16 protein-coding genes and 1 tRNA gene are annotated in these 19589 nt (G+C 45.3%); 13 read left to right on the top strand and 4 right to left on the bottom strand.

Annotated features, from left to right (window positions below; translation table 11 throughout):
- The first annotated feature begins 57 nt into the window (after positions 1–57).
- The 12 genes from CCVT_RS08490 (at position 58) to CCVT_RS08435 (ending at position 14664) form a co-directional block, all read left to right on the top strand.
- Positions 58–1104, top strand: coding sequence for an ABC transporter substrate-binding protein (locus CCVT_RS08490; protein ID WP_018135926.1), 1047 nt, complete (start codon positions 58–60; stop codon positions 1102–1104).
- On the top strand, positions 1097–2098 hold the full coding sequence (locus tag CCVT_RS08485) for a FecCD family ABC transporter permease (protein WP_018135927.1): 1002 nt from the start codon (positions 1097–1099) through the stop codon (positions 2096–2098). The genes CCVT_RS08490 and CCVT_RS08485 overlap by 8 nt, the downstream gene beginning before the upstream one ends.
- A 3-nt stretch (positions 2099–2101) precedes the next feature.
- Positions 2102–2839 carry an ABC transporter ATP-binding protein gene (locus tag CCVT_RS08480; RefSeq protein WP_018135928.1) on the top strand — a complete coding sequence of 246 codons (738 nt, stop codon included), beginning with the start codon at positions 2102–2104 and terminating at the stop codon, positions 2837–2839.
- Between the two features lie 295 nt (positions 2840–3134).
- Positions 3135–3929: a class I SAM-dependent methyltransferase gene (locus tag CCVT_RS08475; RefSeq protein WP_018135930.1), complete on the top strand. Its 795-nt coding sequence runs from the start codon at positions 3135–3137 to the stop codon at positions 3927–3929.
- A gap of 70 nt (positions 3930–3999) precedes the next feature.
- Positions 4000–5322: an NFACT RNA binding domain-containing protein gene (locus CCVT_RS08470; RefSeq protein ID WP_018135931.1), complete on the top strand. Its 1323-nt coding sequence runs from the start codon at positions 4000–4002 to the stop codon at positions 5320–5322.
- 10 nt (positions 5323–5332) lie between these two features.
- Positions 5333–5671, top strand: coding sequence for a hypothetical protein (locus CCVT_RS08465; protein WP_018135932.1), 339 nt, complete (start codon positions 5333–5335; stop codon positions 5669–5671).
- Positions 5672–6150: 479 nt separating this feature from the next.
- Complete coding sequence (locus CCVT_RS08460) at positions 6151–6882, top strand: phosphatidate cytidylyltransferase (RefSeq protein ID WP_018135933.1); 732 nt, start codon at positions 6151–6153, stop codon at positions 6880–6882.
- On the top strand, positions 6876–7973 hold the full coding sequence (gene dxr, locus CCVT_RS08455) for a 1-deoxy-D-xylulose-5-phosphate reductoisomerase (protein ID WP_026175392.1): 1098 nt from the start codon (positions 6876–6878) through the stop codon (positions 7971–7973). Before CCVT_RS08460 ends, dxr begins: the two co-directional genes overlap by 7 nt.
- On the top strand, positions 7960–9198 hold the full coding sequence (locus tag CCVT_RS08450; protein ID WP_018135935.1) for a uracil-xanthine permease family protein: 1239 nt from the start codon (positions 7960–7962) through the stop codon (positions 9196–9198). Before dxr ends, CCVT_RS08450 begins: the two co-directional genes overlap by 14 nt.
- Positions 9199–9216: 18 nt before the next feature.
- Positions 9217–10518, top strand: coding sequence for a M99 family carboxypeptidase catalytic domain-containing protein (locus CCVT_RS08445; protein ID WP_227898161.1), 1302 nt, complete (start codon positions 9217–9219; stop codon positions 10516–10518).
- Positions 10515–11534 carry a tRNA (adenosine(37)-N6)-threonylcarbamoyltransferase complex transferase subunit TsaD gene (gene tsaD / locus CCVT_RS08440; RefSeq protein ID WP_018135937.1) on the top strand — a complete coding sequence of 340 codons (1020 nt, stop codon included), beginning with the start codon at positions 10515–10517 and terminating at the stop codon, positions 11532–11534. Before CCVT_RS08445 ends, tsaD begins: the two co-directional genes overlap by 4 nt.
- 184 nt (positions 11535–11718) lie before the next feature.
- A complete protein-coding gene (locus CCVT_RS08435) occupies positions 11719–14664 on the top strand; it encodes a TonB-dependent receptor domain-containing protein (protein WP_018135938.1) in 2946 nt (981 codons plus the stop codon).
- Positions 14665–14730: 66 nt separating this feature from the next.
- Here CCVT_RS08435 and CCVT_RS08430 read toward each other — a convergent pair.
- Positions 14731–14828 (bottom strand) — tRNA-Sec (locus tag CCVT_RS08430).
- Positions 14829–14994: 166 nt separating this feature from the next.
- On the opposite strand from CCVT_RS08430, the gene CCVT_RS08425 reads away from it, so the two are divergent.
- Positions 14995–15546, top strand: coding sequence for a BON domain-containing protein (locus tag CCVT_RS08425; RefSeq protein WP_018135939.1), 552 nt, complete (start codon positions 14995–14997; stop codon positions 15544–15546).
- A gap of 258 nt (positions 15547–15804) precedes the next feature.
- Here the strand turns inward: CCVT_RS08425 and CCVT_RS08420 are convergent, their stop codons facing one another.
- From CCVT_RS08420 to CCVT_RS08410, 3 genes are read right to left on the bottom strand one after another with little or no spacing between them, the layout of a single operon-like run.
- Positions 15805–18249 (bottom strand): efflux RND transporter permease subunit, encoded by a 2445-nt coding sequence (locus CCVT_RS08420; protein ID WP_026175395.1) that lies wholly within the window; start codon positions 18247–18249, stop codon positions 15805–15807.
- A 6-nt stretch (positions 18250–18255) separates the two neighbouring features.
- Positions 18256–18852, bottom strand: a complete 597-nt coding sequence (locus CCVT_RS08415) for a Tgt2/MlaC family protein (RefSeq protein WP_018135941.1) — start codon at positions 18850–18852, stop codon at positions 18256–18258.
- A gap of 2 nt (positions 18853–18854) precedes the next feature.
- Positions 18855–19556, bottom strand: coding sequence for an MlaA family lipoprotein (locus CCVT_RS08410; RefSeq protein ID WP_018135942.1), 702 nt, complete (start codon positions 19554–19556; stop codon positions 18855–18857).
- Between the last annotated feature and the right edge of the window lie 33 nt (positions 19557–19589).

The following is a 19589-nucleotide window of genomic DNA, read 5'->3' as shown; positions in this document are numbered from 1 at the left end:
AAATTTGCCGCTTCTTTTAAGCTTAGCAAAATATCCTAAAATAATAACGGAGCTAAAATGCTTAAAAAATTTATACTTTGTCTTTTGGGCTGCATCTGCCTCGCATTTGGCATGAGCGAAGCTGAAATTTCAAAATTCATTCAGGAAAACAGCAGCGATTTTGCCGCGCTAAAAGGCGTGCCAAGCCGTGTGTATGCGAGCTCGCCGCCGCTTCTTTATATCCTTTACGCGCTCGCTCCCGAAAAGATCAGCGGCGTAAATTTTGAGTGGAACGACTACGAGCGACCATACATCAAGCAAAATGTGCGTGAGCAGCCCGTCGTGGGCGGCTTTTTCGGGCAGGGCAAGATCCCAAACGTCGAGATGCTTTTACGCCTCGACCCCGAGCTCATCCTAGTAAATTTAAGCTCCAAAAACACGAAAAAAATGAGCGAAGTTTTTGGCCCCATTAAAAAACCGATGCTTTATCTAAACGCCTTGCGGCTGGAAGATTATCTGCAAAGCTTTGAGGTTTTGGGCAAAATTTTAGGCAAAGAAGCGCGCGCAAACGAGCTGATAAAATACGCGCAAAGCTCGCTAAATTTAAGCGACGAAGTGGAAAGCTACATCAAAAATAGCGGCGTAAAACGCGCACGAATTTACCACGCGCAGGGTAGCGACGGGCTATCGACTGAGTGCGCGGGCTCGTGGCATGCGACCCTCATCGAGCGAAGCGGCGCGCGAAACGTGCATACGTGCAGCGAAGACCCCAATGCCAAGGCATTCGGGCGCGTGAAGATCAGCTTCGAGCAGCTGGTAAAATACGATCCCGATATCGTTCTCATCTACGAAAAAGAGCTTTTTGATAAAATTTACGCCGACCCCAAATGGCAGCTACTAAGCGCAGTGAAAAACAAAAAGGCGTTTTATATCCCGCGCGAACCCTTTTCGTGGTTTGACCGTCCGCCTTCGTTCATGCGCTTTTTGGGGCTCAAATGGCTCATAAATTTAACCTACCCTGAGGCGTTTAAATTTGATATGGTGAAAGAAACTCGCGAATTTTACAAGCTATTTTTGGACATCGACCTTGACGAAAACGCTGCGAAAAAGATACTTGGTGAGTAAAAATTCCTTCCTGTTTTTGCTATTTTTGCTCGCTCTTTGCGTCTTTGGCTCGTTGCTGCTCGGTAAATACGGCTTTACCGCGCGCGACTACATCGACTACTTCGGCGCCGCAGTGCGCGGGCAAAATTTGGACGCCTACAAGATCATCCACACGCTCGTGATGGAGATTCGCCTACCGCGCATCATCGCCTGCGTGCTCATCGGCGCGTCGCTTGCCATCTCGGGCGCGGCGTACCAGGCGATGTTTGTGAATCCTCTCGTCTCGCCCTCGATCCTTGGCGTGCTATCAGGTGCCGGCTTTGGCGCGGCGGTCGGGATGTTTTTCGGGTTAAACGAGACGCTCATCCAGCTTAGCACCTTTGCGTTTGGCTTTGCGGCGGTCGTTTGCGCGCTTGCGGTCTCGGCACTTTACTCGCGCAGCGACAGCGTCATCGTGCTGGTTCTTGGCGGCGTTATCAGCGGCTCGCTTTTTACCTCGCTGCTTTCCGTGCTAAAATACGCCGCCGACCCCAATGACACGCTGCCCGCGATCACATATTTTTTGATGGGAAGCCTTGGCTTTGCCTCAAAGAGCTTTTTGCAGATCTCGATTCTACCGATGTTGGCGGGCATTTTGCTGCTGGCACTTAGCGGCAAATACCTAAACGCACTAAGCCTTGGCGAGGAGGAGGCCAAAAGCCTGGGCGTGGACGTGCGGCGAGTCAAAATTTTTGTCATCTTGACCGCTACATTTGTGAGCGCGCTAAGCGTGACGATCGCGGGTATCATCGGCTGGATCGGGCTTATCGTGCCGCACATCGCGCGTTTTGCTTACGGAGCGGACAACCGCGCGGTTTTGGTCAGCTCGGCGATGATCGGCGCGATATTTTTGCTGTTTTGCGACAGCTTTTCGCGGCTCATTTTTACCTTTGAAATTCCGATTGGCATAGTTACCTCGCTCTTTGGAATTCCGATGTTTATCGTTGTGCTTCGCCGCGCAAAGAAGGGTTTTTAACGTATGTTGATCGAAGTTAAGAATTTGCGCTTCGCCTATAAAAAGCGCGTGGTGCTGGACGGTATCTGCTTTGGGCTGGGGCGGGGCGATACGCTAAGCATTTTGGGCGCAAACGGCAGCGGTAAAAGCACGCTGCTTCGCATAATGCTTGGCTTTTTGAGATTTGAGGGCGAGGTCAAGATCATGGGCAAGGACGTGCGCGCATACGCTAAAAACGAGCTTGCTAGGGTGGTCGCCTACATCCCGCAGACGCACGAGCCTTCATACGACTACACCGTATTTGACGTGGTGCTGATGGGCGCGCTTTGCAGGACGCCGCTGTTTTCGAATTTTAGCGCGGCGGACAAGGCTCTAGCGGAGGAGGCGCTGGCAAAAATGGGCATCGCACGCCTAAAAAACGAGCCATATACGCGCGTGAGCGGCGGCGAGCGGCAGCTGGCATACATCGCGCGCACGCTGGTGCAGGGCGCAAAGATCATCTTTATGGACGAGCCCACGAACGGGCTTGACTTTGGCAATCAAATCAGACTGCTTGAAATGATCCGCTCGCTCGCGGACGAGGGCTATACGATCGTGCAGACGACGCACTATCCGCGCCACGCGAGGTTCGTGTCAAATTTGGTGATGTTTTTGAAGGAGGGTAAAATTTTGGATTTTGGCGAGAGCGAACGGCTCATAAATGCCGAAAATATCGATAAGATTTATGGGATAAAATACGAAAAATACGAAGATAAATTATGACTCTAGCTTGTCTTTTGATTTGATGCTTCGTTGGTTGCTCTCGCAACGTCGGTCACATACATATTTATATGCTCCCTAGTTTTGCTCGCAACCGCCTCGCCTGAAATCAAAATACCGCGCCTTGGGTTGCTACGAGCACGAAGTGGAAAAATTTATTCATCTTGCGACATTGGGCTTTAAGTTCGTGAGATATGAAATTTATTTTTGACGAATTTAAGCCAGCCGCACCGCTTTGCCTTTGATTTGTGCGGTTTGGCTCGCGTAAATTTTGTATAATTTTGAAAAAGGAAAAACCATGATATTAAAATCAAACTTCGACGAGATCGACTTTAACGAGCTTTACAAAGCCCAGCGTGCGAAAAGCTCATTTGGCGCAAAGACCAAGACCGACTGGGACGCAAAGGCGGCTAAATTTAACGACGGTATCCTGCAAAGTGACTACATTTTGGAGTTTTTGCGACGTGTCGATTTTACGGGCGTGCATTCGGTGCTTGACTTCGCGTGCGGACCGGGCGGGCTTAGCTGTCTTGCCGCACAAAAGGTGCAGCACGTGGTGGCATGTGATTTTTCGCAGCAGATGCTAAAATTTGTCCGCGAAAATGCCGCGGATCTGGGGCTTACGAACGTAACGACACTGCAAAGATCCTTTGACGATGATTGGAGCGACATCGAACCAACCGACGTCGTCTTTGCCTCGCGCTGCCTTGAAGTGAGCGACATATGCGCCACGCTGGCTAGGCTCATCTCAAAGGCAAACCGTGCGCTTTATCTCACGTTTAAAGTGGGCGGGATGTTCGTAGATAGCGAGCTTTTGGACGTCATAGAACGAGACGTCGCGCCGCGTCCGGACTTTATCTACGTCATAAATATTCTGGTTCAAATGGGCTATCATCCAGAAATAAGCTATATAAATAGCTGCTGCCGTGAGAGCGTGCAGAGTGCCGAGGAGTTGATAAAAAAGGTCGAGTGGGGACTGCACGATACGCTAAATGACGCTGAAAAAACGCGGCTTAAACGGTATTTTGAGCGCGGCGGCAAAACTCATAAAAACGTGATGAACTGGGCGTTTATGAAGGTAAATACGATCTAGTGCACCTTTTTTTGGTATGATTTTTGCTCTGTATATCTAAAACGGCACTAAATTTAGCAAGGGCAAGGTTATGAAATACGCGCATTTGGTCCAGATAGCGGCCTTTTTGTCGAAATTTAAAAAGATAAATAGCATAAAACGCGTCGGCGATATGCTGCTCTTGATAGAATTCGAGCGCGAAGATATCTTTTTTGACCTTGCAAAATCGGGCTCTGCGATATATAAAGACGAAAATTTTAAGCAAACTAAAATTTATCAAGCGCCGTTTGACAACGTCCTTAAAAAACGGCTGAATTCCGCCCATATCCAAAGTGTAGAGTGTCTGAAAAACAATAGAATTTTAAAATTTACCTGCACGCAAAGCGGCTCATACAAGAGCCTCGTCACAAAGCTTTATCTGGAATTTACCGGCCGCTTCACAAACGCCATCATCACGGACGAAAAAGACATCATCCTAGAAGCCCTGCGCCACATTGATAACAGCTACCGCAAGATCGAAGTGGGCGAGGCTTTAAAAGAGCTTGAGCCCATAGATATAAAGGAAAAACCAAGTCAAGAGATCGCGGACTTTGATAAATTTTTAAAAGATGAATTTGCTAAGATCAACGAGCAAAATTTAGCGAATTTAAGGGCGATCAAACTAGCTGTCGTGCAAAAAAAGCTTGAAAGCTTGGAGCAAGATTTACGCTTTTTGGAAAAAAAGGACGAGCTGCTTAAACAAAGCGAACATTACGCGCATATAGGCTCGCTTTTACTGGCGAATTTATCGTATTTTAAGGGCTATGAGCGCGAGATAACATTGAGGGATTTTGACGGTGAGATTTTAAATCTAAGCCTCGAAGACACACCCAAAAATAGTGCGAACGACTTTTACGCCAAGTCTAAAAGGCTTAGGGCAAAGGCGCTTGGCGTGCAGCTTGAGGGGCGGAATTTAAGCCAAAAGATAGAATTTTTAAACGGACTAAGATCGCTTTTACAAGAGGCGAGCAGTGTCGGGGAGCTTGAAATTTTAAGCCCTAAAAGACCAAGTCGCCAGAGAGAAAAAGAGGCCAGATCTCAAAGCGAAAACGTCCAAAGCTTTTATGTAAAAGATTTTAAAATTTTAGTAGGGCGCAACGAAAAGGGCAATGTCGAGCTCTTGAAAAACGCCAGGAAAGACGATATTTGGCTGCATGTAAAGGACGCTCCAAGCGCACATGTCATCATAAAAACGAACAAAACGAAGCTCGATGAAGAGGTGCTTAGATTTGGCGCTAAGATCTGCGTGGAATTTAGCGTAAAAGGTGCCGGAAGCTACGAAGTAGACTACACGAAGCGCGAAAACGTGAAGATCACGAGTGGCGCTAATGTAAACTATATCAATTTTAAGACGATCATAATAAACAAACGATGAAAGGTGCAAAATGTCAGTAACACCGATAGGAAATACAACTTTTATCAACCAAAACGCGCCTGTAGTCTCGCAAGTGCAAGCGAACAATCAAGCCAGATTTGACATGCAAGCGGCCCTGGCTACGCAGCTTGCCGGCGAGCAAGAGGGCGAAGTAAAGCAGATCCGCCCTGCCGAGGAGACATATAAAATAGACCCACAAAATCAGCACGAAAAAGAAAAGGGCGAGCAAGAGGCGGGCGCTTTCGAGCAAAGCTCGCAGCAAGAAAGCCAGCAAAACGAGAGCTACGAAAGCCAGCAACAAGAGGACGAGAGCCTTAACGAGGGGCATGTGCTTGATATAAAGATATAAATTTTGGCTCTGTTTTGATAAGGTGTTGATTTTTAAAATTTTAAACATTCTAGCGTAGTCAAATCTTAGTAGCGAGCTTATCGCCGCCGATGTTTCTGCTTCGCTTCGTTCGCTACTCTCGCAAGCAGGGGAACGGCTACTTGCTCTGCACTTTCGCTAGCAGTCGTGAGTGCAACGAAACGAAAAATTAGGCAAGCCCGCAGGGGCTGAGTAGTTTTTTGCGAAGCAAAAAAAGATTTCCTTGAAACCTTGTTCGCGTCTGTGCTAGGTTGCTCCTGGAGTAAATAAGATTGAAGCGTTTGTTTAAGGGCGTCAATACTTTGTCAAAACAGAGCCAGAATTCCCGCTCCTTTGAAATTTTAAACGCTTGGGCAAACGAAACTTCGCTTGAAAATTTCACTCATATAAATTTGGTAAATAACCTCTTAAAATTTAAATGCTATAATGCGCTTAAATTTTAGGCATATTAAGGAGATAAGATGACATCTCGTATCGTAACGGGCGTGCTTATGCTAGCGGCTGTCTTGATAGTATTTTTCATAAACAGCTATATTTTAAATTTCGTCTTGCTAGGCATCGTGCTTTATTTTGCATTTTGCGAGGCGCTCAAGCTCTACGGTATCGAGCATAAGCAGCTAGTTTTCATAGCGCTTGTTTTTTATTCGCTCACATTTTTTACAAACCCTATATTTATCGCGATGCTGGCTATCATGCTAGTAGCCTCAGTGCTGGCGCATGTCAAGAGCCAGAGCTTAAGCAGTGTTTTGCCTTTCATCTATCCGACTACGCCGATATTTATGATGTGGATGCTTTACTCGGAGTATGGTCTAGGGTATCTGGTATGGCTCATTTTGAGCGTCGCAGCCAGCGATACTGCGGCCTATTTTACCGGCAAGGCCGTCGGCAAGCACCCCTTTAGTCCAAGCTCTCCGAACAAAACGATAGAGGGCGTCGCAGGCGGCGTGATAGCCGGCACCATAGTCGGCACGATTTGCGGCAACCTCGTGATGGACGGCTTTTTACAGATCATCTTTACTAGCTTTTTAGTCTGCGTTTTTGCCATTTGGGGCGATCTTTTCGAGAGCTATCTAAAGCGCGCCGGTGGGGTCAAGGACAGCGGCGGGCTTTTCCCGGGACATGGCGGTATGCTTGACAGGATAGACGGATATCTATTTGGCGTCGTTGCACTTCTTTGGGCGCTTTCGTGGTAATACTAGGCTCTACGGGCTCTATCGGTACGAACACTCTTGAAATTTGCTCTCGTCACGGCGTAAGCGTTGAGGCGCTAAGCTGCGCTAAAAATATCGCTCTTTTAAACGAGCAGATCGCTAAATTTAGGCCTAAATTCGTCTGTGTAGCAGATGAAAGCCTAGCTAGCGAGGTCAAAATTTTAAAAAAATCTCAAATTTTTATAGGTGCAAAGGGTCTGCTTGAGATGCTTGAGGCCTGCCACAGCCAAAAGGTGGTAAATGCTCTCGTGGGATTTGCAGGGCTCGCACCTAGTCTAAAGACGCAAGAGCTTGGCAAAAGCCTAGCACTGGCAAATAAAGAAAGCCTGGTCGCAGGCGGTAAATTTCTGGATACAGCCAAAATTTCGCCTATTGATAGCGAGCATTTCGGGCTTAAATTTTTACTGCAAAACCGCACCGCACCAAGCCGCCTCGTAATCACCGCAAGCGGCGGGGCGTTTTACCGCACGCCGATAAAAAATTTAGCCAAAGTCACGCCAAGTGACGCTTTGAAACATCCAAACTGGAGCATGGGCGCAAAGATCACGATAGATAGCGCCACGATGGCGAACAAACTCTTTGAAGTCATGGAGGCTTTTTGGCTTTACGGCACGAGCAGGATCGACGCTCTCATCGAGCCTACATCGATGGTGCATGCCTTGGTGGAGTTTGTGGACGGCTCTTGCACCGCGCATATCTCGCGTGCTGATATGAAGCTGGCTATCGCGCATGCCGTGCTTGAAAACGTGAGCGAAAATGTCGTAGCGCACGCTGATCTGCTAGCTCTTAAAGATATAAAATTTCATAAAATAAATTTAAAGAAGTATCCGATCTTTTCGCTAAAAGAGCAGGTCTTGCAGTGCCCCGATCTTGGCGTGGTGATAAATGCCGCAAACGAGGTCGGAGTGTTTGCGTTTTTAAAGGGCGAGTGCGGGTTTTTGGATATCTCTCGCATCGTTTTGGCTGCGGCGAAGAGATTTGCCGATGTGAAAATAGAGACAAAAGATGAAATTTTTGCGATCGACGCAGAGGTTAGAAAATTTGCAAAAAGGGGACTAAATGCAAAAATATGAGGGCTATCACTTTAGTCTAAAAGATAGCATCATCGGCGTTCAGTTTTTGTTCGTGGCGTTTGGCGCACTTGTGTTGGTGCCGATACTAACGGGGCTTGACGCGAACGTAGCGCTTTTTACGGCGGGCCTTGGCACACTGCTTTTTCAGATAATAACGCGCAAAAACGTTCCGCCGATATTTTTGGCGAGCTCGTTTGCATTTATCGCGCCGATGACTTTTAGCATAAAGGAGTGGGGCGTAGCGGCTACCATGGGCGGCGTGGTGTTTGCCGGACTTTTTTACGTGGTGCTAAGCTTCATCGTGCGCTTTCGCGGCGAGGGCTTTTTACATAAAATTTTACCGCCCGTGGTCGTGGGCCCCGTGATAATGACCATAGGTCTCATCCTCTCGCCGGCAGCCGTGAATATGGCGATGGGTAAAGGCCAAAGCGCCTATGCGCAGACCGAGGCGCTCATAGTGGCGGGCATCTCACTAGTAGCCACGATAATCGTAATGATGATAGGGCGCGGTATCTTACGCCTGGTGCCGATACTTTGCGGCATACTCGTGGGTTATGTGGCGGCTTATTTTTTCGGGATGGTAAATTTCGTCCCGATTATTGAGGCGGCTTGGTTTAAGCTGCCAAATTTCAGCGCCCCAAGCTTCGAGCTAGACGCGATCCTCTACATGATACCTATCGCGATCGCCCCTGCTATCGAGCATATCGGCGATATGCTAGCTATCTCGAACGTAACGAAGGAAAATTTCCTCAAAAATCCCGGACTTAAAAACACGCTGCTTGGCGACGGGCTGGCGACATCGCTGGCTGCCTTTTTCGGAGGTCCGCCAAATACGACATACTCGGAGGTAACGGGCGCAGTCAGCATAACAAAGGCCTATAATCCGGGGGTCATGACATGGACCTCAATAACGGCTATCGTGCTGGCCTTTGTCGGTAAGCTAGGAGCCGCGCTCTCTACTATCCCGGCTCCGGTGATCGGCGGTATAATGCTGCTGCTTTTTGGCATAATCGCAAGCGTAGGCATGGAGACGCTGATAAAAAACAAAGTCGATCTGGCCGATCCTAGAAACATGATCATCGTCGCGCTCATCTTTGTCTTTGCCATAGGCGGTATGGTGCTTGATTTTGGAGTGGTGAGCTTTACTGGTATCGGACTTGGCGCGGTCACCGGCATAGTTTTAAATTTATTCTTGCCAAAGAGCAGGCATTACGAGGGCTACTAGCTATCGATGGAGGATAGTGTGAAAATTTTAAAAATTTTGGCTATTTTGGCGCTGTTTTGCGCATTTTTACAAGGTAAAAATTTAGAATACGCGCTCATCAAAAAGGGCGTGCCAAGCGACAATACGATGCTTTTGATAGGCGGCATACAAGGCGATGAGCCGGGAGGATTTCTGGCCGCTTCTATCGTGGCGACGGACTACAACATCACAAAAGGCAGCCTCTGGGTCGTGCCAAATCTAAATTTCCCAAGCATCATCCAGCGAAGCCGCGGCACCAAAGGCGACATGAACCGTAAATTTGCGCACATCGACAGGGGCGATCCAGACTATGACGCGGTAATGCGCATCAAAGACGTGATAACGGACAAAAACGTATCTATCATCTTAAATTTACACGATGGCAGCGGGTATTACCGCGACACTTTCGTAAATAAGGACGAAAATCCTGACAAATGGGGCAATACCTGCATAATAGATCAAAGCAGTCTAAAGGGCGCTAGGTACGAAAATTTAGAGGGCGTAGCGGCTAGGGTGAGAGACGTCATAAACGCTCATTTACTCGACGCCAAGCATGCTTATCACATCAAAAACACACACACCGCACTTGGCGATAAAGAGATGCTAAAGAGCCTCACGTATTACGCTGTGACGCAGAGCAAGTCGGCATTTGCAAACGAAGCGAGCAAAAATTTAAACGCCGAGCAGCGCACCTACTATCATCTGCTGGCCATCGAGGAATACATGCGCGTAGCGGGGATAGAATTTACGCGACCTTTCGCGCTGAACGTAAAGGAGGTGAAAAAGGCGATAGAAAAGGAGATCCGCCTGAGTCTCTTTGACGATGCTTTCGTGCTGAATATCCACAATCTAAAAGGCAGTCTAAATTTCGTCCCGCTAAAAAAGGGCGAGCTAAGATACAGCTCGTCAAACCCTCTCATCGCCGTTTTAAAGGACGGTAACGGCTACAAGGTGCAGTATGGAAACCGCTTTGTGACAAAGCTAAATCCGCAGTATTTCGAGTATGCACCCGTTTTAAAAGATATCGCGCTGGTCGCTGATGGCAAGCAAATTTCAGCCAAAAGCGGGGATAAAATTTCGCTCAAAAACAGCTTTAAAATTTTAAAGATCCCTAGCGTGCGCACAAATGTCATCGGATACAGCGGCAAGAGTGGCGACGAGGCGGGCGAGGAGATAGCTAAAAGGCAAATGAGCGGCTCTTATGCCGTCGATAAAGAAAGCAAAGTCTACCGCGTGGAATTTTACCGAAACGATGGCGGCGCCGATAAATTTGCCGGTATGATCTTGGTGGAGTTTAAATGATACTTGGTATAGAAAGCAGCTGCGACGATAGCTCGGTTGCGCTTTTGGATATCAAAAATTTAAAGCTGCTTTATCATAAAAAGATCTCTCAAGAAAGCGAGCACAGCCCCTTTGGCGGCGTAGTGCCGGAGCTTGCCGCGAGGCTTCATACAAAGGCACTGCCGGCGCTACTTGAAGAGATAAAGCCAAAATTTAAAGAGATAAAGGCTATCGCCGTCACAAATGAGCCCGGCCTTAGCGTGAGCCTGATAGGAGGCGTGAGCATGGCAAAGGCCCTTAGTGTGGCGCTAAATGTGCCGCTCATCGCCGTAAATCATCTGGTGGGGCATATCTATTCGCTGTTTTTGGGCTGCGAGGCGAAATTCCCACTTGGCGTCTTGCTGGTAAGCGGCGGGCATACGATGGTGCTTGACATCGATACGGCGGGTAAAATTTCACTGCTTGCCGGCACTAGCGACGATAGCTTTGGTGAGAGCTTTGATAAGGTGGCTAAGATGATGCAGCTTGGCTACCCTGGCGGCGCGGCGGTGCAAAATTTAGCGCAGCAATGCAAAGACAAGCAGAGGTTTAAATTTACTATCCCGCTTTTGCACGATAAACGGCTGGAGTATAGCTTTTCCGGGCTTAAAAACCAAGTGAGGCTTGAGATAGAAAAGATAAAAGGCCAAAATTTAGCAGGCGCGACAGATCGCGAGCTCTCAAACGACGATATGGCGGACATTTGCTACGCTTTTGAAAATGCAGCCTGCGCGCACATCATGGATAAGCTGACTAAAATTTTCAAAGAGCGCCAGTTTAAGCGCTTTGGCATCGTGGGTGGAGCGAGTGCGAACCTGAATTTACGCTCTCGTATCGAGCGACTATGCCTTGAAAGCGGTTGCGAGCTACTTTTAGCTCCGCTTGAATTTTGCTCCGATAACGCCGCGATGATAGCACGCGCGGGCCGCGAGAAATACCTAAAAGGCGAGTTTGTGAAGCATAACGAGCTAAACATCAACCCGCGTGTGAAATTTTGATCATCGATACTACCGATCCTTTCGTAATTTATAATAATTTATTTATCCAAAACTAATCAATTTTTTTTATTTTTAATAAAGTTTTAATAATTTTCATTTTAAAATACGCTCAAAAATTGATAAAGATTATATAAATTGCTATATATCGTGTAATCAAAATTTTTAATAAATTCAAGGAGTTTTTATGAGTGGCAACAGATTAAAGTTGTCTTTGATTGCTTTATTGATCCTAAACGCAGGAGGGTTATTCGCAGCAGACGAAAAGGATGTAAAGCTAGATAGTATCGAAGTTATCGGCACGACGCCTGATGACGATGTGAAGACCAAAAAGGTCGGAGAGACTAAGAAGAGCGCTGAGACGCTTAGCAAACAGCAGGTTTCAGACAGTAGAGACCTCGTAAAATACGAAACCGGCGTAACGGTCGTAGAGGCGGGAAGATTTGGCGCTAGCGGATATGCCATACGTGGTGTAGACGAAAACCGCGTAGCTATCACTATCGATGGGCTTCATCAGGCCGAGACGCTTTCGTCTCAAGGCTTTAGAGAGCTATTCGAAGGATACGGAAATTTTAACAATACCCGCAACGGCGTAGAGATGGAAAACGTCAAGCTAGCTACCATAACAAAAGGTGCCGACTCTATAAAGACAGGCTCAGGTGCACTTGGTGGCTCTGTGATGTTTGAGACCAAAGATGCAAGGGATTATCTGATAGATAAGAACTGGTATTTTGGTTTTAAAAATGGTTACCAAAGTAGAGATAGTCAAAATTTTAGATCCATTAGCGCTGCTGCCAGGGTCAAGTGGTTTGATATATTAGTCATAAATACAAACAGGAACGGACACGAAACAAAGAATTATTTTTACGATATATATTCTCCTGAAGAAGATAGGCATAAAGTTGGTAGAGAAAGGGAAAAGGTAGATCCATATAACATAACTCGCAAAAGCACTATGATAAAAATAGGCTTTCAACCAAGCGAAGAGCATAGATTTAGTGTAATGCATGATGATTCCAAAATAGGTTCAGTAGGGGAAGACTTTTCTTATACATTAAGACCAAGCACTATGACAAATATATTTTACGATGGAGGTAGAGTAAATAACGACAAATCAACTAGAACGAATACACAATATACTTATGAGAGCTTTGTAGAGACTCCTTTTTGGGATAGTTTTAAGATATCATACTCTAAACAAAAGATAACAAATACCGCCAGAACTGATGAATTTTGTACTGGCTCAGAGTGTAGAGAGGTACAAAATCCACAAGGGCTACATATTGATAGCGGTGGTGGAGCTCATAAAACGGTTGATAAAAGTGGTAATGAACTAACGGCAGAGTATGATTATGGAACTACCATTAAAAATTCTGCTGGACAAGAGCTTCATCAAGGAACTGACTATCAAGAGTATTCGATAGAAAGGACATATCTTGACTGTTCTAAAATAGACTGCACAAAGAAATTTAAGGTTCTTCAAAAGACAGATGAAGAATGGAGTAGCGTTTATAGATTTGTAGAAAGAGATATAGAAATCATAGAAAGAAATGGTAAAAAATATGGTTATATCAAAACTAAAACAAAAGATTTAGGATGGACTACCGCAAAAGAAGATACATCATTTATAGTTCCAGGCAGAGCTGGTCGCCACGTGAGTTTTTATAATGATAGGGATCTAAACACTGATACAAAGCAATTCAATATAGATTTTGATAAAGAATTTACACTACTAGGTACAGAGCACTCTATGAAATACGGTATGCTTTATAGTAAAACAAATAAAAGTATGGTGAATAAAGATGGATTTAGAGGAGGTAATATCCAGTGGTGGTCTGATTGGTTTATAGGATCGGATAGCACTCCTGATGCAAATGGGATTTACCAGCCAAATCCGGGAAATTGGCCAAATGGCTCAAATGTAAAACAAAATACAAACGATATCCACAGCTATCTTGTACCCGTAACCACTAAAACTTCTGCATTTTATATCGGTGACGATATGAAGATTGCGGATTGGCTAGGATTTGATTTAAATTATAGATATGATAAAGTCAAACATCAGCCAAAATATAATAGCAATATTCCTATACCACACGGAATGATAGTGGGTATCTTTGTGCCAGTACCATATAATTGCGATCCTTATGCCAATGGCGCCTACAATTCTCCTTGTGTGTTAGAAAATCTTAGACAAAATTTAGCGATATTGCTACAAGATAAAGAATTTAAGAGCGACTCTTATTCACTTGGTGTAAATTTAGACCCTTTGTCTTTTATGAGATTTCAAGTGAAGTATTCAAAAGGTTTTCGTGCTCCAACAGCAGATGAGATGTATATGACTTTTAAACATCCAAGTTTTTCTATCTCGCCAAATATTAATCTAAAAGCTGAGATAGCAAAGACAAAAGAAGCTGCTCTTACTTTTTATAAAAATCAAAGCTTTGCTAGTTTTAGTGTTTTTAAGACTGACTATGAAAATTTTATAGATCTAGCATATCTTGGAGAAAAGCCTGTTGATATTGGTAGCGGTATAGCTTATCCTTTTTGGCAAAATATAAATAGAGATAAAGCAAAAGTAACTGGATTTGAGATAAATTCTCGATTGGAGCTAGATGAAATTTCATCTTCACTAAGGGGCTTTAGAGTAGGATACAAATTTACTCATCAAAAAGGCAGGATGAATGATACTATCCCCATGAATGCCATTCAGCCTACAACTTCTGTATATACGCTAGGCTACTCTACACCGGGTGATAAATACGGTATAGATTTTTATATAACAGATGTAGGGGAGAAAAAGGCGGATGATACTTATAATATGTATTGGGAAAGTCAAAGAGATGCAGGAAAGATAGTAAAAGGAAAACCTGTAACCGATAGTACTATAGCATGGAGAAGTGGTAATTATACCATTTTAGACATGATAGCTTATGCTAAGCCTATTAAAAATTTCACATTTGGCTTTGGGCTTTACAATATAACCGACCAAAAATATATGACTTGGGATTTAGCTAGATCGATAAGGGCAGTTGGTACCAATAACATGATTAACCAAGATACGGGCGTTGGTATCAAAAGATTTTACGCTCCGGGCAGGAATTTCAAATTTACATGGGAGATCAAATTTTAAAGTATAAGTAGGCTAGCTTTGGCTGGTCTACTTTACAAATCAGCGTATCTGTAGCGGTTGGAATTTTGGCGAGAGGATGAGAGAATCGAACTCCCCGCAAGACGGTCAACCGCCCCGCCATCGGATTTGAAGTCCGTGAGCGCCACCAGATCACTTTATCCTCCGTAAGTGAGCGTATTTTAGCAAATTTTATGTAAATTTTACTTCAAATTTTTATTAAATTTAAAATTTTAATAAAAATAGCCGCCCCGAGCCCAAAGCATGGCTTAAAAATGCTATAATTCGAGCAAAATTCATAAGGATCTTACCATTTTAAGAGCCGTTATCGCTATGGTTTTGATATTGTCGCTCTTTGGCTGCTCGGCGCTGTTTACCCCGGCTACCGCACCGCTTAATGTCTACGACGCCTACTCGATCTCACGCGATCAGCGTGGCATCTACTCTATCACGCGAGATAAATTCATCCAGAGCAAACTACGAAGCAAAATTTTCTTTTCAAAGGGACTTAGTAACCTTGACATCGAGATCGAGTGCTTTTACGGCGATGTCTATCTCATCGGGCTCGTAGATGATATAAAGATGCAAGATAAGCTCATAGAGCTCGCCAAAGATACGGACGGTGTGCGCAAAATTTATACGTATTTGCAGATAAAAAAGCAGGACTATCCCTGCGATAGTTTTAAAATTTTAGCCGATTTGAAGCAAAATTTATTTAAAGACAGCATCGTCGAGGGCACGAACGTCAGGGTCAGTATCGTGGGCTGCGATGTCGTATTTAGCGGAGTCGTGGATAGCATCGAGCAAGAAAAGCACGCTATATGGTACGCCAAACACATTGACGGCGTAGCTGATGTTTATTCATTTTTAAAGATAATGAAATGAAATTTTAATCTCCATTAAAACATCTCATTGATTTTCAGCTCTCAAAGTGAAGTCAAACCTTATGAAGCGACACTATCGCCGCCGATTTTGAGGGAAGCTATAAAGCTGACCGCGGTCTGCTTGCAGTTGCGAGTGCAACGAAGCGTCTTAAAAAGCTGCGAGCAACGCGAATATGTTCGGCGTCTTGCGAAGCGAATAAGATTTGCGAAGCGTTAGTTTAAGGCTATCAGCATTTTATTATAAGAGCCAAATTTTATTTCACCTTCTTACAAAGCTTATGATGAGGCTTGGCAGTATTATGAGTGCGCCAAGCAGCATAAAGATCATAACCAGATCGGTCAAAAGTCCAAAATAAATAGTCGGTATGAAGTTGCTCGTTATCATTACGCTAAAGCCCAAAAATATCGTGAACGAGGTGTAATACATCGCGTATCCGATACTGGCGTGGCTGGCTTTTATGCTCTCTACTATGCCTTTTGTGAGGCGTTCCTCGCGGAAGCGATGTATATAATGGATGATGTCATCGACGCCGATGCCGATACTGATGGCCGCGATTGTGATACTCATAACATCAAGCGGTATGCCAAAGATACCCATCACGCCAAATAGCGTGCAAAGCGGGATGATGTTTGAGACTATGGCGATCGTGGCCAGCTTGATACTTTTAAATATAAAGCAAAATACGACAAATAGCATGAACACGGTCAGCCCGAAAGTATCGACCTGCGAGCTTAGCAAATTTTGAAGCATGTTGTTATAAAGCACCATCATGCCGACCGTTTCGACCTTTACATCGTCGTTTTTGCTGATCTGCTCTACGCCGGCTTTGAGCTCTTTTAAAAACTCGTTGCGACGCAAATTTTTATCACTGTCGATGATACGCATGCTAAATCGCAGTTGGTTGTTTTCTACGCTCACGTAAGGGGTCAGGAGTATGTTTTTGTAGTTTTGCGGTAGCTTCTCATACATTGCCGCGAGTAGGAAATCATCGACTTCGCCGTTGTTCAGCTCTTTCATGACCTTGATAAGCGTGCCTAGTGAGCTTACGTTGCCGATGAAATTTTGCTTTTTTAGATGATCGTGGATCTTTTCTGCGACACGCATGTGATAGCTGTTAAACCAATACTTCGCATCGTTCGCATCCGCGTCGAATTCGCTTTCAAATTCATCCTTTTGCCCGCTATCGTCTTTTGTCCGTGCGCTACCCTTAAAGGTCACGATGATGTCTACCGGGATCGTGCCGCCTAGCTTGGTGTCTATGATCTGCATGCCTTGGCGGATCTGCGTGTCTTCTTTGAAATAGCCGATGAAGCTGTTTTCGACCTTTAGGTTACTGATGCCATAAAGTCCGAAAACTACGACCAAAACGCAGACGCCGTAGACAAATTTACGCGAATTTATGGCGATAGCGGCGCATTGCTTGGTAAAGTGGAATTTGTTTTCAAACGTCCTCACAGGCGGAATTTTACTTAAATTCACAACTATCGAGCCAAACAATAAAAACGCAAGCACAAGCGATACCGCGATACCCGAGCTCATCATCACGCCTAGCATTATGACGGGCTTGATGTCAGCGGTCACTAGCGAGCTAAAGCCGATGATCGTCGTAAATATCGCCCAAAAAGAGGGGCTGAATTTATCACACAGCGTGAGATATACGAGCTGCCTTTGGCTGTATTTTGGATGCTTTATGTAAAATTCTCGGTAGCTTACGATGAGGTGGATGACCGTGGAGATGGTGATGATGAGCTGCAGGGCGATGTAGTTTGAGCTGATCACCGTTACCTCCCAGCCAAAGAGCCCAAATATCCCGGTCGTAAAAACTACGCTCACCGCGCAGATGAATATCGGCAGCACTATCCAGCGTATCTGCCTGAAAAATAGCCACAAACTAAAGCCAAGCAGCAGCAAAACGCTGATGCCGTAGATGTAAAGATCGCTTTTGACAAAGCTTATCATATCATCGGCTATCATGTTTGCGCCGCCCAGGAATAAGCTATTTTGGCTGTTAAATTTCGCGATGCTGGCTTTTATGCGCTCTAAATTTTCATGTTCCTTGACCCTGAGCTCGTCTCGGTAGCGCTTAAACTCGACCTTCACCTCTTCAAATTTCACATTTTCGGCTGCGCTTATCGTGCCGTTTTGCTCTTTTAAACTAAGCTCGTTTCGCTCGTTTAAAAGCTCGTTAAATTTCTCGTCGTCCTTTAAATTTAGCACGATCGCCGTGGTTTTTAGATCTTTGCTGATGAGGTTGCCGCTATAAAGGGGGCTACGTGAGAATTCCTCCCTTGCCTTGCTTTTGTTTATATCCGCATCCATCAGCGTAGGAGTGTGCTTGAAAATACCCGTCAGCCCGCCATCTACGCTCTCAAGGAGCGGGACGTTCAGGATAGAAAGGACGTTTTGCACCATATCGTTTTTGGCCAGTTCGTCGCTTAAATTTTTGATGAGATCAAGGCTCTCGTTAGCTAGCAGATCGCCATTTTTGGGCGTATAGGTCACTACAAGATAGGTCGGTGAGATGTAGCGTTTTGAAATTTCGCGCCAGGCCTCAAGATCGGGGTCGTGTTCCAGCAGGAGCGTTTCCGCCGAGGCGTCTATGCTAAGCTTCGTGCTAAAGTAGCCAAATAGCGCGCTTAATGCCAAGACAAGCGCGATGATGAGCTTGTCAAAGGTCAGGATAAATTTAAAAATAGCGCGCATCAAGGGCTATTTGTCGCCTTGATTTGGTAGGGTTGTTTGATTTAGCTTTGCTATCAGTGTCGCAAAATCGGCGTTGTCAAGTAGGTCGGCAAACTGACTGCGGTATGTCTGGATGATGCTCACGCCTATGATATCGATATCATATATTAGCCAGCCGCGCTCCTTCGCGTCGTAAAATTTATAGACGAACTCATAGGGTTTGCCCTCGCTTATGAGCTCGGAATTTAGCCAGTAGCGATTTGGCTGAGGTTTGCTCGCGTCTTTTATGTTTATTTCTTGATTGGTGTAGCTAAGTAGCTTATCGATGTATGAGCTTTTTAGCTTTTGCTCGAAAGCCTCGTCAAACTGCTTTTGCTCGCTGGCACTTAGGCTGTTGTAGCGCTTGCCAAGGCTGATTTTAGCCATTTGCTTAAAGTCAAACAACGGATCGAATATCGCAAACAAGGCCTTACTCTTTGCCGCGTTGTCTAAATTTGTATCTTTTAGCACCTTGATAGCTTCGTCTGTGCGCTTAGTCACCTCTTGCTTGATCTCGTTTTCAGAGACCGCCCAAAGGCTACACGCAAATAGCACCGCAGCGAGTAAAATTTTAAAAATTTTCATATTCATTCCTTGATTAGGTGTTCGCGTCTTTGCTCGTAGCCGTCGCGTAAAAACGGATAAAGATCGATCGCGTCTTTTTTGAGCTTATCGTAGGCCGTCGGATCGTGCGAGAAGTCGTTTAGGTATTTAAACGCGCCTATACCGATGGATAGCTCTCTTGGCTTCACGTAGCTGATAGGATTTGCGAAATAATCTCCCACCATGCCCGCAGTATCTCTTAAATTTGAAGGTCCTAAGATCGGCCAAACGATATGAAAACCGCTGCCTACGCCCCAGTATCCTAGCGTCTGCCCCAGATCCTCGTCGTGCTCTTTTAGTCCGTAGTATTTCGCGCCGTCGGTCAGTCCGCCAAAGCCGATTATCGTATTTGCAAGAAATCTCAGCGTCTCCTCACCTGCGTTTTGGAATTTAAGCTGTAACACGTTATTTACGAAGCGGATAGGGAACATGAGATTGTCAAAAAAGTTTGAGATCGCGGTGCGCGCGGGCTCGGGAACTACGTAGGCATAGCCCTTGGCGGCAGGAGTGAGTATGTTTGAATATATAAAATCGTTCACATTCGTCATCACGCGGTTGTAGCCGCTTAGTGGGTCAAAGGTGTTGGCTTTGGCGTCAAATTCCACGTCGAATTCGTCCGCTTCGTTTGTGCTAGGGTTTGCAAAAGCTAGTAGCGTGCTAAAGAAAATAGCCAGCAAAATTCTCATAAAATGTCCTATAATAGCCTAAAATTTTAAAAA

Origin of the sequence: Campylobacter curvus, assembly GCF_013372125.1 — a bacterium.
GTDB lineage: Bacteria > Campylobacterota > Campylobacteria > Campylobacterales > Campylobacteraceae > Campylobacter_A > Campylobacter_A curvus.
Note: the sequence above shows the minus strand (reverse complement) of the source record. Positions and strands in the feature narration are given on the sequence as shown.

Excerpts from the sequence above, each read along its gene's own strand:
- CCVT_RS08490 (WP_018135926.1), top strand. The coding sequence starts at position 58 with ATGCTTAAAAAATTTATACTTTGTCTTTTGGGCTGCATCTGCCTCGCA.
- CCVT_RS08480 (WP_018135928.1), top strand. The coding sequence starts at position 2,102 with ATGTTGATCGAAGTTAAGAATTTGCGCTTCGCCTATAAAAAGCGCGTG.
- CCVT_RS08475 (WP_018135930.1), top strand. The coding sequence starts at position 3,135 with ATGATATTAAAATCAAACTTCGACGAGATCGACTTTAACGAGCTTTAC.
- CCVT_RS08470 (WP_018135931.1), top strand. The coding sequence starts at position 4,000 with ATGAAATACGCGCATTTGGTCCAGATAGCGGCCTTTTTGTCGAAATTT.
- CCVT_RS08465 (WP_018135932.1), top strand. The coding sequence starts at position 5,333 with ATGTCAGTAACACCGATAGGAAATACAACTTTTATCAACCAAAACGCG.
- CCVT_RS08460 (WP_018135933.1), top strand. The coding sequence starts at position 6,151 with ATGACATCTCGTATCGTAACGGGCGTGCTTATGCTAGCGGCTGTCTTG.
- CCVT_RS08450 (WP_018135935.1), top strand. The coding sequence starts at position 7,960 with ATGCAAAAATATGAGGGCTATCACTTTAGTCTAAAAGATAGCATCATC.
- tsaD (WP_018135937.1), top strand. The coding sequence starts at position 10,515 with ATGATACTTGGTATAGAAAGCAGCTGCGACGATAGCTCGGTTGCGCTT.
- CCVT_RS08435 (WP_018135938.1), top strand. The coding sequence starts at position 11,719 with ATGAGTGGCAACAGATTAAAGTTGTCTTTGATTGCTTTATTGATCCTA.
- CCVT_RS08425 (WP_018135939.1), top strand. The coding sequence starts at position 14,995 with ATGGTTTTGATATTGTCGCTCTTTGGCTGCTCGGCGCTGTTTACCCCG.
- CCVT_RS08420 (WP_026175395.1), bottom strand. The coding sequence starts at position 18,249 with ATGCGCGCTATTTTTAAATTTATCCTGACCTTTGACAAGCTCATCATC.
- CCVT_RS08415 (WP_018135941.1), bottom strand. The coding sequence starts at position 18,852 with ATGAAAATTTTTAAAATTTTACTCGCTGCGGTGCTATTTGCGTGTAGC.
- CCVT_RS08410 (WP_018135942.1), bottom strand. The coding sequence starts at position 19,556 with ATGAGAATTTTGCTGGCTATTTTCTTTAGCACGCTACTAGCTTTTGCA.